General features: G+C 70.8%; 10 protein-coding genes and 2 pseudogenes. 4 read left to right on the forward strand and 8 right to left on the reverse strand.

All coding sequences use genetic code 11. The annotated features are described in order from the left end of the window. Nucleotides 1–18: 18 nt before the first annotated feature. Nucleotides 19–135: pseudogene (locus SLINC_RS49690) on the reverse strand (IS5/IS1182 family transposase); the annotation flags it as partial. Between the two features lie 342 nt (nt 136–477). On the opposite strand from SLINC_RS49690, the gene SLINC_RS49695 reads away from it, so the two are divergent. Both SLINC_RS49695 and SLINC_RS46680 read left to right on the forward strand, forming a co-directional pair. Beyond that, nucleotides 478–813 carry a peptidoglycan-binding domain-containing protein gene (locus SLINC_RS49695; RefSeq protein ID WP_225988451.1) on the forward strand — a complete coding sequence of 112 codons (336 nt, stop codon included), beginning with the start codon at nt 478–480 and terminating at the stop codon, nt 811–813. A gap of 340 nt (nt 814–1,153) precedes the next feature. Further along, nucleotides 1,154–1,264 (forward strand): annotated as a pseudogene (locus tag SLINC_RS46680) (XdhC family protein); the annotation flags it as partial. A gap of 26 nt (nt 1,265–1,290) precedes the next feature. Here the strand turns inward: SLINC_RS46680 and SLINC_RS39750 are convergent. After that, nucleotides 1,291–1,797 (reverse strand): GNAT family N-acetyltransferase, encoded by a 507-nt coding sequence (locus SLINC_RS39750; RefSeq protein WP_067443273.1) that lies wholly within the window; start codon nt 1,795–1,797, stop codon nt 1,291–1,293. A 677-nt stretch (nt 1,798–2,474) separates the two neighbouring features. After that, complete coding sequence (locus tag SLINC_RS39755; RefSeq protein ID WP_067443274.1) at nt 2,475–3,353, reverse strand: helix-turn-helix transcriptional regulator; 879 nt, start codon at nt 3,351–3,353, stop codon at nt 2,475–2,477. 102 nt (nt 3,354–3,455) lie between these two features. Here SLINC_RS39755 and SLINC_RS39760 point away from each other — a divergent pair, with 102 nt between their 5' ends. Together SLINC_RS39760 and SLINC_RS39765 are read left to right on the forward strand one after the other, a co-directional pair. Continuing rightward, nucleotides 3,456–4,151, forward strand: a complete 696-nt coding sequence (locus SLINC_RS39760) for an SDR family NAD(P)-dependent oxidoreductase (protein ID WP_067443275.1) — start codon at nt 3,456–3,458, stop codon at nt 4,149–4,151. Nucleotides 4,152–4,510: 359 nt separating this feature from the next. Further along, nucleotides 4,511–4,714 carry a cold-shock protein gene (locus tag SLINC_RS39765; RefSeq protein WP_067443276.1) on the forward strand — a complete coding sequence of 68 codons (204 nt, stop codon included), beginning with the start codon at nt 4,511–4,513 and terminating at the stop codon, nt 4,712–4,714. A gap of 102 nt (nt 4,715–4,816) precedes the next feature. On the opposite strand, the gene SLINC_RS39770 is transcribed toward SLINC_RS39765, so the two are convergent. From SLINC_RS39770 to SLINC_RS39790, 5 genes are all read right to left on the reverse strand, one after another. Beyond that, nucleotides 4,817–5,725: an SDR family oxidoreductase gene (locus SLINC_RS39770; RefSeq protein ID WP_067443277.1), complete on the reverse strand. Its 909-nt coding sequence runs from the start codon at nt 5,723–5,725 to the stop codon at nt 4,817–4,819. Nucleotides 5,726–6,283: 558 nt separating this feature from the next. Continuing rightward, the gene (locus SLINC_RS39775; RefSeq protein WP_067443278.1) at nt 6,284–6,763 is read right to left on the reverse strand and encodes a MarR family winged helix-turn-helix transcriptional regulator; all 480 of its coding nucleotides are present in this window, start codon (nt 6,761–6,763) and stop codon (nt 6,284–6,286) included. 12 nt (nt 6,764–6,775) lie between these two features. Further along, complete coding sequence (locus SLINC_RS39780) at nt 6,776–7,837, reverse strand: alkene reductase (protein WP_067443279.1); 1,062 nt, start codon at nt 7,835–7,837, stop codon at nt 6,776–6,778. A gap of 76 nt (nt 7,838–7,913) precedes the next feature. After that, entirely contained in the window at nt 7,914–8,819 is a 906-nt protein-coding gene (locus tag SLINC_RS39785; RefSeq protein ID WP_067443280.1) for an NADP-dependent oxidoreductase, read from the reverse strand. A 248-nt stretch (nt 8,820–9,067) separates the two neighbouring features. After that, on the reverse strand, nt 9,068–13,984 hold the full coding sequence (locus SLINC_RS39790) for a DNA repair ATPase (RefSeq protein WP_067443281.1): 4,917 nt from the start codon (nt 13,982–13,984) through the stop codon (nt 9,068–9,070). Nucleotides 13,985–14,037: the final 53 nt, after the last annotated feature.

The raw sequence follows: 14,037 nt of genomic DNA on the forward strand, positions 1-14,037 counted from the left end.
TGACGCATTGAGCAGGCCATCGACGATCAGGTGGTGCTTGCTGCCGGCCTTGCCCCGGTCCGCCGGGGACGGACCGGTGGCTGGCCCGCCCTTCATCGCGCGGATGTGGCTGGAGTCGACCGCTGCGCGGGAGAAGGCCAGCATCTGCGGCCCGCAACTCGTCGTCGATCTCCCACGGCCTGGCAGCGGTCTTCCCCGTCTCGACTGGCTCGCACCCCCTTCGGCCAGCATCAACGAGGACTGGCACCCCGTCATTTCCGCAGGTCCAGAAGCCTTTTTTGTCATGCACGGATGACAAATTCCGGCGCCCACGATGCTCCTAACGTAAAGGTCCATCGGCGAGGCCAGAGAAAGCGGAGTTGCCTGCGCGCCGAAGCCGCATTCTCGCTGTGGAGCCGGCCGGTGCGGTTCCCTCCGTTCATCGCACGTCAACGGAGGGAACCGTATGCGAGTCCCGCGCCGGCCCAGCAGCAGACGGTGACCGGTGAGGTCGGCACGCTCGCGGTGGTCAACCTGGGGCTGAGTAACCAGCAGGCGAAGTACTGGCAGTGCTACCTGCGCGATGAGGGTTACAGGCCCGGCACGATCGACGGGCACCTGGGTACCAACAGCTGGAAGGCGGCACAGAGGCTTTTCAAGGACCGCGGCCACTACAACGATTCCATCGACGGAATCGTCGGACCCAACACGATCAAGGCGCTCCAGCGCATGCTGAACTCCCTCTGGGACCTTGACGTCGACGGGATCGCCGGACCGGAGACGAAGGCCCGGTTCGCGCAGTACGCCGACTTCCTCTGGTGGCACTGCGAGTGAGCTGACCCGAGAACCTGACATGCGCCGCGGCCCGTCCCCTTCCTGCCGAGGGGACGGGCCGCGCGTGTTTCGTCAGACACCCGGAGCCGCTCGGGCATCCGGATGCCTGGCAGAGCCATGCCCGTCGCGCAGGAAGGGGTGGTGACGTAGAACGTCATGACGTAGCCGGAATCCGCGTTGTTCCGTGCCCCGCTTGCTCGCTCCAGCACCGGGATGTCCGTGCGGTGGCCCGTGACCGGCCACCAGCCTTCGCGCCCCGACAAGGCGCCGGCAAGCGGTCGGCGTACGCCGACACCACCTGCCCATCCGGCCGACCGAGGTCTGTCCGCGGAGGGATCAAGTGCTTGACATCGTCAAAGAGTTGAGCCGATGGCTCGAGGAGGGCCGGGAGTTCGCCGTGGCCACTGTCGTCGGAGTCAGCGGCAGCGCACCACGGAGACTCGGGGCTTCGCCGTCGACCGTGGCGGCACCGATGTGTCACAGGTCCCGGCGCATGTAGACCCGCGGCCACCGGTCCAGGCCGTGTGCCGCCTCGCGCCGACGGATCTCCCGCAGAGCAGGGGTGTGCCTGCTGTCGTCCAGGATCCGGAATCCCAGGCGCGCGTAGTAGGGGGCGTTCCACGGGACCTCGGTGAACGTGGTGAGGGTCAGTGCGGGCACTTTCTGGCTCGTGGCCCGGGCCGCCAGATGGTCCAGCAGCAACCGGCCGATGCCACGGCGCGCGCTGTCCGGGTGCACCGATACCTGCTCGACGTGGAGGTTCCAGTCGACGCGGTCGGCGATCAGATAGGCGACCGGGATGTCGGTGTCGTTGGCCGCGACCCACGCCAGCCCGGCGTGGTGGTAGCGGGTGAGCTCGCCGAGCGTGAGTGGCTCGTCGTCGGCAATCTCCGGCATGCCGATCTCTCGGAAGCACTGGCCGGCGGCCCTCTCGATGTCCTGGAGGGCGGTCAGTTCGTCCAGGTGCACGGCTCGGATCTGCATGGATGCATTGTCCAAGGCCGGCCGAATACCGCCACCGAATTAAGGGGCCGGTGACGGCGGTTCACCGGCGTTGGAGTCGGTGCCCGGGCGTCGCCCTATCCAGGCACTTCGGGCGTCAGCCGGGTCGAGGCTCGCTGCCCGAACCCCGACCAGTGGCCGACCTGGCGAGGCTGACCGAACTTCGACGCCCGACCCGCTGCGGCCGGGCCGACGGTCCGCTCACCCGCGGGTCAGGCCCAGTTCGCCCGCACGCATGCCGCATGCCGGCCGGCCCGCGTGGCCAGCCCATCCGGCGTGCCCGCATTCCGATCCCGCCGGTGCGTTGATTCTGGCGAGAGAACCAGTGATCTGTGACGTTCTGTGAGAGTCCGTCTTCGGACCGCGGGCCCGGGCGGCCGTAGCAGTGCCTGTGTCAGAACCGCTGATCAGTGACGCTGCCGTGAGAGAAGGGCGGCATCTCGTCGGTCGCCCGGACAGGAACGCTGCCCGGACCTACGCAGGGATCTCGACGGCGGCTGACGCCACCTGGGGCTGATGGGTTCGCCGCTAGAGCCGGGCGTGGGCACGTGGCCTGCGCCCCGGGCGCGGTACACGGCCGCGGCGGGCAACCGCTCCAACAGTTGCTCGTACACCTCGATATGAGCTCTGCCGACGGAAGGGTCCGGCCGGCCAGGAGGTCACGGCGCCGAGAACAGGCTGGGCCCCGGAGGCGAGGGGCCGTCGGCGCGGACGCCGCTCGCGACCCGCAGGAACTCCAGCTTCTCCGCGTCGGCGGAACCCGCGGCCACCGTGTAGACGACGAGGCGGACGTCGCAGCCCGGGACGGTGAGTACGTCGCAGTCGCACATCACCTCGCCGACCTGGGGGTGTACGACGGTTTTGCGGGCCGAGACGTGCGGACCGACCGCGCCTTCGTCCCACAGCCGGGTGAACTCGGCATTGGTGGAGCGCAGTTCCTCGACAAGGCTGATCAGTCCACGGTCGTGGGGATAGGAGACGAGAGCTGTGCGCAGATCGGCGACGAGGGCGGGGTTCAGGGCGTCGCCCTCCGGGAGCACGGGCCAGGCCGCGAGCCCTCCGGGTCCTGTGGCGAAGACCGCCCGCACCAGGTTGCGTTCGGTGGGTGTCCGCGCGCTGGGGTCGCCCAGCAGCGCCGCCCATGCGGGAGTCCAGGACAGCAACGTCCAGTCCGCGCTGAAGACGCCCACGGGGAACTCGCCGAGGCGGGCCAGCATCCGCTGGACCCCCGCTGGGACGTGCGTGGAGATCGTCCCCTCCTGCGGCGGGAGGAGGCCGGCCAGCCGATAGGCGTGATCGCGCTCCAAGGGCTGGAGCTGAAGTGCCCTGGCCAGGCTCGCGATGACCTGTGCCGAAGGGCTCGTGGCGCGTCCCTGTTCCAGCCGTACCACGTAGTCGACCGACAGGCCCGCGAGGTCGGCCAGTTCCTCGCGTCGCAGCCCCGCCGCACGGCGTCCGGGTCGTGCGGGCCGGCCGACATCGAGGGGAGAGAGCCGGTCGCGCCAGCGGCGCAGTGCCGTTCCAAGGGTCTCGTCCACTCGGCCATTGTGTCCGTCGGGCAGCCGATGTGCCTGGTACTGGCTGTCCTACCGTCGTGGAGGGCACTGGTTGTCCTCACGCCACGGGCCGAGGGTGAACGCATGACGACAACATTCATCACCGGAGCCAACAAGTCCCTCGGGTACGAGACCGCCCGCCGATTGATCGAGGCCGGCCACACCGTCCTCGTCGGCGCTCGCGATCCAGAGCGCGGCCAGGCGGCCGCCGACGCCCTCGGTGCCCGTTTCGTCCAGATCGACGTGACGGACGACGCGTCGGTGGCCGCGGCCGTCGCCGATGTCGGCGCTCACGAGGGAGGCATCGACGTCCTCATCAACAACGCGGGGGTCAACCAACCTCACGTCTCCGCCGACCAGATCACGGCCGCTCACGCCAGCGCGGTGTACGACGTCAACGTCATCGGGCTCGTCCGGGTGACGCAGGCATTCCTGCCCCTGCTGCGCAAGGCCGCGAGCCCGGTGATCGTCAACGTGTCGAGCGGCATGGGGTCGTTCGCGGCGACCCACGACGCCGAGCGCGTCGAGTCGAAGCCCGTCGCGCCGCTGTACACATCGTCGAAGGCCGCCGTGACCATGCTGACCACGCAGTACGCGAAGGCCTGGCCGGACGTGAAGGTGAACGCGGTCGACCCGGGCTACACCGCGACCGACTTCAACGGACACAGCGGACCGCAGACGGTGACCGAGGGAACCGACACGATCGTCGAACTCGCCACCATCGGGCCGGACGGACCGACCGGGGCCTTCCGTGACCGTCACGGCACGGTGGCCTGGTGAGCACCGGCCGGTTCGGCCTCCGCCCCAGCCGGAGCGTCAGCGCGTAAGGGCGGCGAACTCGTGCCGGGAGTTCGGCCATGGCCGCCGTTTCCGGCGTCAGCGGCAGCGCGCCACGCGGGCTCGGGGCGGGACGACGGCAGGCGGGCGCCGACAAGGCACGTGGCGATGCTGACGTGTTATCGCTGGCGGCAGCCGCCACGTCGGTATAGCGTTGGGATCCAGCAGTCGTGGTTCCGAAGTTCCGTTCGCCCGTGATCGCCATCACGGGCGTTCTTGCTGTTCAGCTTCTCTCCGGACCAGGGCGATCACCTCCCGGGTGCGCAGGTCGCGGGCCCGGTTTTTTCTCGAAGGAGACGGTCATGGCCACGGGCACTGTGAAGTGGTTCAACAGCGAAAAGGGCTTCGGTTTCATCGAGCAGGACGGCGGCGGCCCCGACGTGTTCGCCCACTACTCGAACATCGCCGCCCAGGGTTTCCGCGAGCTTCAGGAGGGCCAGAAGGTGACGTTCGACGTCACCCAGGGCCAGAAGGGCCCGCAGGCGGAGAACATCCGCCCCTCCTGATCCCGCAGCCTCGATAAGGCCGGCTTCCCTACGGGAGCCGGCCTTTTCGGTGAAGCTCGCCAGGGTGACGCACTGGGGCGGTGGGACCGACATGCGGGCCCGTCACCTGTGCCGCGCCGTGCCCAACTCGTCGGTGTACCGATTGAGGGCGTCTTCGGCCGTGGGGGCGGGGCCGAACAGCTGTTCCTGGCGGCGGGGGTCGGCGACGTAGCGGCCGGTGTCGAACCAGCCGAACATCGCGGCCATGTCCTTGACCAGGGGCATGAAACGGCCGAGGACGGCTCCTGCGGCGCGGACGGCGACGGAGGGGACGGCCCACACCTTGATCTTCTTTCCGGCCCGGTCACCCATCAGGGTGGCCATCTCGCGCATGCTGACCGGACGGTCCCAGCCGATGTCGATGCGCTCACCGTCGGCGGCGTCGGCGTCGACGGCGGCCGCCAGGTAGGCCGCGAGGTCTGAGGTGTGGACGAAGGTCAGCGGGACGGTGGCCTTGGCCATCCAGATCAGGCGGCCCTTGTCGAGCGGGTTGCCCGCCATGGTCGCGATCTGGTCGAGGAAGGCACCGGGGCGCAGTGCGACGAACGGGACGCCGAGTTGTTCGAGCTTGTCCTCGGCGACCTTCTTGTGCCAGAAGTGCGGGACGTGGGGTGTCTGGTCGCTGGTGAGGATGCTGGTCAGGACGAACCGTCGGATGCCGGTGCGGTGGGCGGCCTCGGCGAGGTTGGCGTTGCCGAGGGTGTCTATGTCGTGTGCGTTCTTGCCGCCGCGGGTGTAGCCGGCTGCGGTGGTGATGACGGCGTCGGCGCCGGTCATGGCGGCGACGAGCGAGTCGAGGTCGAGCATGTCGCCACGGGCGATCTCGACGCCCCGCTTTTCGAGCTTGCCGGCGTCGGTGGTCGGCCGGACCAGGGCGCGGACGTGCTTGCCGCGCTTCAGCAGTTCGTCGACGACTTTGCCGCCGAGGGAGCCGGTTGCGCCGACGACGAGGACGGGGAGGGTGGTGGGCATGGGGGGGGTCTCACTTTCCATCAGGTCAGGAGTGGGGGGATTAGGTGGGCGGGGCAGTGGTGGCCGCGGACGTGGCTGCTGTCGACCCGACGCGCTCAGGGGCGGGCCTTGGGTGGGCGGATCCGCGGCGCGGGTCACCGCCGGCCTGCAGGAGCTTGCGGGGGTCGAGGCGCCCTGAACGCGGTGATGCGGCCATCCTCGATGTGCGGCAGGCCCGCGACATGAAAGGACTCGCTGGCCCCGCGAGGGTGATGCCCTGCCCCCCCGAATGAGTTCCGTCCTGCTTCGACCGGGACAGCTCGCGCTCACCCCTGAGCCGAGGCCCCGCTCACCCCGTTCTCCGTGACGCAGACGTACGGGGGTGAGCGGGCGGGTTCCGCCACATTCGCGGGCTTATTCGTCGGCTTGGCTCACCGGGCTTCTTCCAACAGCCGGGGAGCCTGGCTTCGTGCAGCACGGGCCTTCGTGAGCCGACTGCGTTCCAGCACTGTCCACTTCGCAGGAACGCCGGAAACGATTCGCACTCCGAGCCGGAACCGGGGTGCAAGCCGAGCGGAGTTACTCGGACTCTTCCCGCGGCAGGGCGCGGCTGTTGATCGCGTCTGCCATGGCATGGGCGATACGGACGAAGGACTCCGCCTCCTGTGCCGACAGGTTCCGCGCGGAGGTCTCCTCCAGGGCCCGCCACATGGCTGCCAGGGGTTCGCGCAGGGCACGGCCCTTGTCGGTGAGGTGGACGACCATGACGCGCCGGTCGTGTACGGCCGACTCGCGCACGAGCAGGCCCGCGTCCTGCATACGGCGGAGGGACTTGGAGACGGTGGAGTGGTCCAGGCCGACACTGTCGAGCAACTCGGACTGGGTCTGGCCTTCCCGGTCGAGGAGGTGCATCAGCAGCAGCTCCTGTCCGGGATGCAGGTCCATCTCGCGGAGCATGGCGGCAGCGCGGGCGCGGTGGGCGCGGGCGAGCTGGAAGATCGCGTAGCTCATCGGCCCCTCGCTGGCCGTAGTGGGGGTGCGGGGTGTGGGCGCGGGCATGGTGGGGGTTCCTCAGACGGTATGGGTGGGGTAGTCGGTGTATCCGGCCACTCCGCCGCCGTAGAAGGTCGCCGGGTCGGGGGTGTTCAGCGGCGCCTCAGAGCGTAGCCGCTCGACCAGGTCCGGGTTGGCGAGCGCGAGCGCGCCGACGGAGACGAGGTCGGCCGTGCCCTGGTCGATGTCCTTGGCGCGGGTGGGCAGGTCGGTGCCGGCCCGGTTGAGGATGAGCGTGGTCGGCCACAGCGCGCGCAGGGTGCCCAGCAGCTCGTCGTCGCCCAGGTGCATCACGTGGAGGTAGGCGAGACCGAGCGGGCCGAGGGCACGCAGGAGCGCCGGATACAGCTCGGCGGTGTCGGACTCGGCGATGTCGTTGTAGGGGTTGCCGGGGGAGATGCGCAGGCCTGTGCGGTCGGCGCCGATCTCCTCGGCCACGGCAGCGGCGACCTCGACGGCGAAGCGGATGCGGTTGTCGATCGAGCCGCCGTAGAGGTCGGTGCGCTGGTTGGTGCTGTCGGACAGGAACTGGTGCACAAGGTAGCCGTTGGCGCCGTGGATCTCCACGCCGTCGGCGCCTGCCGCGACGGCGGCCGCTGCGGCGCGGCGGAAGTCGTCGACGGTCGCCGCGACCTCCTGCGTCGACAGGGCGCGGGGTATCGGCATCTCCTGGGGCCCGGACGCGGTGAACATCACGCCCTGCGGCTGGATCGCCGAAGGGGCGACCGGCGGGCGCCCGTGGGGGGTGTTGTCGGGGTGGGCGATGCGCCCGGTGTGCATCAGCTGGACGACGATCCGGCCGTCGGCCGCGTGCACGGCGTCGGTGACCTTGCGCCACCCGGCGATCTGCTCGTCATTGTGGATACCGGGGGTGAGGAGGTAGCCCTGGCCGTCGGCGTTGGGCTGGGTGCCCTCGGTGATGATGAGCGCGTGCGAGGCCCGCTGGGCGTAGTACTCGGCGTTCAGCTCGGTCGGGACGCCCTCAGGTGTGGAGCGGTCACGGGTCATGGGGGCCATGACCAGGCGGTGCGGGAGGGAGATGTCACCGACGGTGGTCGGCGTCCACAGGGAGTTCAACATGATGGGTCCTTCGGTACGGCGATGGGCAGGGGGATGGTCAGGTGATGAGCGAAAATAGGGGGGAAGCCGGGCGGGATCAGCCGAGGGTGAGGACGAGCTTGCCCCGGACATGACCGGCGTCGCTGACCTGCTGGGCCTTGGCGGCCTGGTCGAGCGGGTAGGCGGTGACGGTGGTGACGATCTTGCCGGTCGCGGCGTCCTGGGCCAGCGCGGCCAGACGGGCGACCGAGCGTTCCTGGCCGCCGCTGGCGAAGGTGACGCCGAGCTGGTGCGCGCGGAAGTCGGCGATGGTGACGATGCGCTCGGTGCCGCCCCGCAGGGTGATGGAGTCCTCCAGGGCTCCCTTCCCGGCCACGTCGAACACCGCGTTCACGCCGTCGGGGGCCAGCTCCCGGACCCGCTCGACCAGACCCTCGCCGTACACGGTCGCGGTGGCGCCGAGCGAGGTGAGGTAGTCCTGGTTGGCGGGGCCGGCGGTGGCGATGACCCGCGCTCCGCGGGCCGTGGCGAGCTGGACCGCCAGGGTGCCGACCGCTCCGGCCGCGCCGTGCATCAGCACGGTCTCCCCGGCGGCGACGCCGAGCAGATCCAGGACCCGCTCGGCCGTCTCGCTCGCCACCGGCAGCGCGACCGCGTGCTGCCAGTCGAGGCCGGCGGGCTTCGGTGCCACGGTGGTGGCCAGCGCGTACTCGGCGTACGAGCCGGTGTCCGACCAGCCCAGCACCTCGTCACCGACCTGTATGTCCCGCACGCCTTCACCCACGGCGTCCACCACGCCGGCGAGCTCGTGACCGGGCACGGAGGGGAGCGGCGTGGGGAACGCGGCCTCCATCGCCCCGGAACGGATCTTGCCGTCCAGCGCGTTCAACCCGGCCGCCTCGACACGGACGCGGACCTGCCCGGGACCGGGCCGCGGGACCTCGATGTCCGCCTCGTGGAGTACTTCCGTGCCGCCGAAACGGTCGAATTGGATGGCCTTCATGACTGCTCCTCTCGTGTCGCCACCCAGTTAGGTGGCTGGACACATATTTAACGTAGCAGCAATTACGTGGCTAGCCAACTATTTGCTTCTGCCCCGCCGCGCAGGCTTCTGACAGCGGGATGACCTGGTCGGCCACCCGCTCAGGGCTCGGGTCGGGTCGCGGTTGGTCCGCCCGCGTCCTCGCACAGACTCATCGCGAGAGGACCGGTCTCGGTCTCAGCGCCACCACCAGCCGGGCGCGCGGCACCTCACCCCTGCCCGTCACCCCGCGCCGGGCGGACCGCGTGCCGTGCTGTCGGGTTCGCGATGAGGTGGCTCGGGGCGATGGCGCGGTTGATCGCCGTCTCTACGGCGGCGATCCGGTCGCCGAGCAGGCCGAGCGCGGCGACTGCCCGGGCGATCTGGTCGCCTTCCGGGTCTCCGAGCGCCTGCGTGCGCACGTACGCCGCTTTCAACTCGGCCCAGCGCGCCCGCTGTTCGGCGGTGAGAGTGCCGCGCAGCTCCGCCAGTTTCAGCAGGTTGGCCTCGGTGCCGGTGCCGGTGCCGGTGCCGGTGCCGGTGGTGAGGGTCTGGGCCTCGGCGGTGTAGTGGTCGTCGATCAGCGCGGCCAGCTCGGCGTCGTTCATGACCGGCTGGATGCGCTGGGCGATCTTGTTCATGGTGCGGTAGGAGCCCTGGAGCTGGAACGGCGGCTCGGTGCGGGTGGCGTCGGACCGGGCGGCGGAGGCGATGTAGGCGGCGTTCACCGCCAGGACTGTCTCCCGGGCCGTCAGCAGGTGGCGCAGCACGGCGAGGATGCGCTCCACCTCGGCGGTCGCGTACGGATGGGTGAGCCGGTCGGCGCGGGCCGTGGAGTCGCCCTGGGCCAGGCCGATCAGCAGCTCCAGGTCGGCGCGCTCGCGGCCGGCGAGTGCAGCCAGAACCGGGTTCGCTGTCAGCGCGTTCTCGATGAAACTGAGCCCGAAGACGTGCTCCTTGCCGGTCAGGACGTCGCCGAGGTTCCACACGTCGGCGCGGTTGGCGAGCATGTCGGGGACGCGGAAGCGGCTGCCGGACTCGGTGTAGGGGTTGCCGGTCATGCAGACCGCGAAGCGCTTGCCGCGCAGGTCGTAGGTGCGCGGCTCGCCGTTCCACACGCCCTCGACGCGGCGGGTGGCGTCACACAGCGGGATGAACCTCTGTAGCAGCTCGGGCGAGGTGTGCTGGATGTCGTCCAGATGGAGGAGGGTGTTGTTGCCCGCCTCCAGCGCGAAGTTGATCTTCTCGATCTCCTGGCGGGCGGTGGCGTTCGGGGCCTCGGCCGGGTCGAGTGAGGTGACGGAGTGGCCCAGAGCCGGGCCGCTGATTTTCACCAGGAGCTGGCCGAGGCGGTCGGCGACGTACTCCACGAGGGTCGTCTTGCCGTAGCCGGGCGGGGAGATGAGCAGGAGCAGGCCGCCGGTGTCGGTGCGCTTCGACTCACCGGTCGTGCCGAGCTGCTTGGCCAGACTGTCGCCGACAAGCGGCAGGTACACCTCGTCGATGAGTCTGCTGCGCACGAACGCCGACATCACCCGCGGCCGGTACTCGTCCAGGCGCAGCCGCGTGCGCTCGGCGGCCACCAGCGCCGAACGGTGCCGCTGATAGGCGCGGTGGGCGGGGACCTCGTGGGCGCGGAACCGCCTTGTGCGGGCCAGGAGTTCATCGACGCGGACCGTCAGCGTGCGACCGTCGATGCGCGGGTGGCTACCGAGCAGGCCCTCGACGGTCTCGGTCAGCGGCGCGTCGGACTCGTGGCGCACCAGGTCGGGGCACAGCTCGGCGGCCACCGCCTCGGCCAGGTCGCCGGGGGTGACATCCGTGCCGGTCGCGGTGGTGTACGACGTCAGCCACACGTCGACCAGTTGCTTGCGGGCGTCCAGGTCGCCGAGTGCGGCGACATCGTCGTCGTAGGACGAAGTGCCCACCGTGCGGCGGAACTTGTCGAGCAGGGTCCGGGTGCCGCCGCTGATGACGAAGCCCTCGGGGCCGCTGGTCAGCTCCTCGAAGAGGTAGGCGGCCGAGGCGTCCGAGGTGACTGTGCCGATGGCCTGCGCCAGCTCGGCCCGCAGGTCGGTGATTGCGGGCGCCAGTCCGAAGGTGTCCCGGGCCCGGGCCATGGACACCGCGCGCCGGGTCCAGCTCTCGCGTGCCTCGGGTGTCGTCGCGTGAGCCCAGAACATCTGGGCGGCGGCGCGGGCGGCCGGTTCGTGGCGGAGCGGGCCGGCGCCCTCGTACAGGCGCAGGAGCGCGGCGAGGACCAGGGCCGCGTCGTGGTCGTGGACCCCGCGCTCGTATCCCTCGTCGTACGCCGTCTCCGCCGCCCGCGTGACCAGGCCGGGCAGGTCGTCGGCCGCCGCGAGGACCGCCGGACCGTGCTCGTCGAGCAGCCGGACGGCGAGGTGTTCGGCGCGGTAGACCTCCGGTGACTCCGAGGGCAGGGGACGGTCCCAGTACGCGCGGGTGGCCGCGAACCCGGGATCCGTGATCGGCGCGCGGTAGTCGGTGCCGGTGAGCGCGAACGCGAGGGTGTCGCCGTGGGGGACCAGCGTGAGGTCCAGGGGCTGGGCGTTGACGGCGAAACGGTGGGAGCCCAGCCGCAGGGTGCGGCCGCCGTCCGTGTACAGGTCGGTGCGGTCGCGCAGGGCGCGCAGCGCCTCCTGCCGCGCGGACTTCAGGCGGCCGTCCAGTTCCTCCGCCCTGACCTGGTCGCCGAGTTCACGCAGTTCGCCGGCGGCGCGGCGTACCTTGGCGGGCATCGGGTCGGAGGTGAAGTACGTGGCGACGGCGTCCGCGTCGGGGAGCGTGGAGGCGCGGCGGGTGACCGTCCGCAGGACGCGGGCGGCGGAGTCCGCCAGGCGCTCGGCACGACGGGCCCGGGCGTCGGCGAGGGTCTGCTTGCGGGCGGAGAACGCCTCGTGGACCTCGTCGCGCTTGTCCGAGAGCTCGCCGAGGAAGTCGTCGTACTCGGCGAACCGGGACTCCAGGTTCTCCAACTGCACCAGCAGGTGGGTGAGTTGCTCCTCGCATGCCTCGGGACTGTGGGCGGCCGCGAGTGCGCCGGTGACGGCCTGGCCGAGGAGGGCGAACTCGGCGGCGAACTCCGCGCGCCCCTCGCGGTCGAGGAGGGTGCGGCGGCGGGCGTCGAGGGTGGCGCGGGCGCGGTTGACGCCGCCGAGCACCTCGGCGGTCCGCTCCAGGACGGAGGTACGGACGGTCGCGTCGCCGATGTCCAGTCCGGCCACCACCTCGGTCACCGTGCGCAGTTGGTCCGCGAGCCCGTCCAGACGGGCGGCGACGGGCCCGGCCTCGGCGACGGTGGCGATCGCCTCGGCGTCCGCGACCAGCCGCTCGATGTCGGCCCGCTGCTCGGCGAAGGCGTCCTCGCCGGCGAGGTGGGCGACGGCCCTGTGACCGAAGGCGGCGAGGTCGGCTCCGGCGTCGGCGGCGAGCTCGTCGATGCGGGCGGTGTCCGCGTACCGCAGGTCCTTGAGGGTGAGCAGATGGCCCTGGGCGTGCCGGAGTTCGGTCAGACCGGTCACCCAGGCGGCGGCACTGCGCGGGGCCTCGCCACGCAGGCGTCGAACGACCGCGGCGACCCGGGCCGCTGCCTCCGTGAGTGCGTCGGCGGCTCGGCGGGTGAGGGCCTGGACGGTCTCGAACTCGGCGAGCACCTGCTCGGCGGTGGCTCTGAGATGCTCCAACGGCTCACGCAGATCGCCGAGTTCGGGCTCGCCCAGCCAGTGGTGGGAGTCGGCGGCCCGGACACACGCGGCGGCCAGCGCCTCGTACACCTCGATCGTCGGGGTCGTCTCGGCCACGGCGCGCGTGATGGACAGGCAGTCGGCGATGCCGCGGACGAGGTCGGCGTTGCCGACGCGGGCGAGCGGGCCGGTGCCGACGCTCCGGGCGGCGGCGTGGGTGTCGGAGACGTACGGGGAGTGCCACAGCTGCACGGGGTGCACGCGCTGCGGTTCGTCACTGTCGGCGCGCAGCGCGATCAGCGTGCCGTCGTCGAACAGGGCCCAGCCGTGGCAGGAGAGCGGGGCCGCGACCTCCCTGCGGATCATGTTGTAGGAGAGCAGCAGGCTGCGTCCCGCCACGCGCGTGTGGAAGGCGAAGAGGACGTCCTCGCCGTTCGGCGAGCGCACCTCGTGCTCGAACTCCAGGCCCTCGGTGTCGAGGTCGTACGTCTTGTGCGCGCCGGTGGCCAGGCAGTAGCCGCCGGGGAAGACGATGCCCTGGTCCTCGGGCAGGCGACGGCAGGCCCGGCCGATGCCGTCTAGGCGGACGACCGTCCTGGTGAGGGTGTTGAAGACCAGGTAGCGGTGGACAACCTCCTTGTAGGGGAGGATGTCCAGCAGGATCAGGGCACCCACGCGCGCGTACGCGATGTCGGCATCGGCGAGGGACTGCAAGGGCTCGTCGACCGGCTCCGAGTAGATGCCCTCGCCCGTCTCGGCGGTGTCCTCGACCTTGACGGTCAGCGTCCCTCCGGACGTCCCGACGAAGACCTCACCGTCGACCGAGACGTGCGGGTGACGGCCCAGGACGTGGTCCTCGCGAGTCGTGTGCGTCCAGGTGAAGTCGTGGGAGGGCGGGAAGACATGGTCGCGCTCGCCGCGCGCGTCCAGGAAGGCGGCCTGTCCGTCGTCGGTCACCGCCCAGCGTAGAACGCGGATGTCCCCGGCCTTCTCGCCGGTCTGGAAGACCGCGAGCAACCTGCCGTCGACACGGCGGAGTTGCAGCAGATGGGCCTGGCGGTAGTAGCGGTAGAGGGCGGCGAACTCCCGTAGGAAGGCGGGGTCGTCGAGCAGGCCGGGCACGGCGTCGTCGGGCAGCCGGTTCAGATCGCGGTCGTACAGCGCGAAGACGTCGGCGACGGTCGTCTCCGGTTTCAGGCCGAGGAACACGTTGTGGCCGAAGAACAGCGTGTCACCGACCGGGACGAGGTCGCGGGGCACGCAGGTGTGCTCGGTGCGCAGCCGCTCGGTGCCCGTCAGCTCCAGCCTGGTGGAGCCGAACTCCTCGATTCGGCGGGCGTTGACCGTCTCGGCGCGGCGGGCGAGCTCGGCGGCCTGCGCGCTGAGGCGGTCACGCAGGATCTCGTACGTGCCGGTGTCCAGGCCGGTGGTCCCGGTGGTCATGGATTGCCTCTCAGGAAGTCGGAGAACGCCTGGTCCGGAGCTGCCGTCCCCTC

It is taken from the genome of Streptomyces lincolnensis (genome assembly GCF_001685355.1).
GTDB classification, from domain to species: Bacteria; Actinomycetota; Actinomycetes; order Streptomycetales; family Streptomycetaceae; genus Streptomyces; species Streptomyces lincolnensis.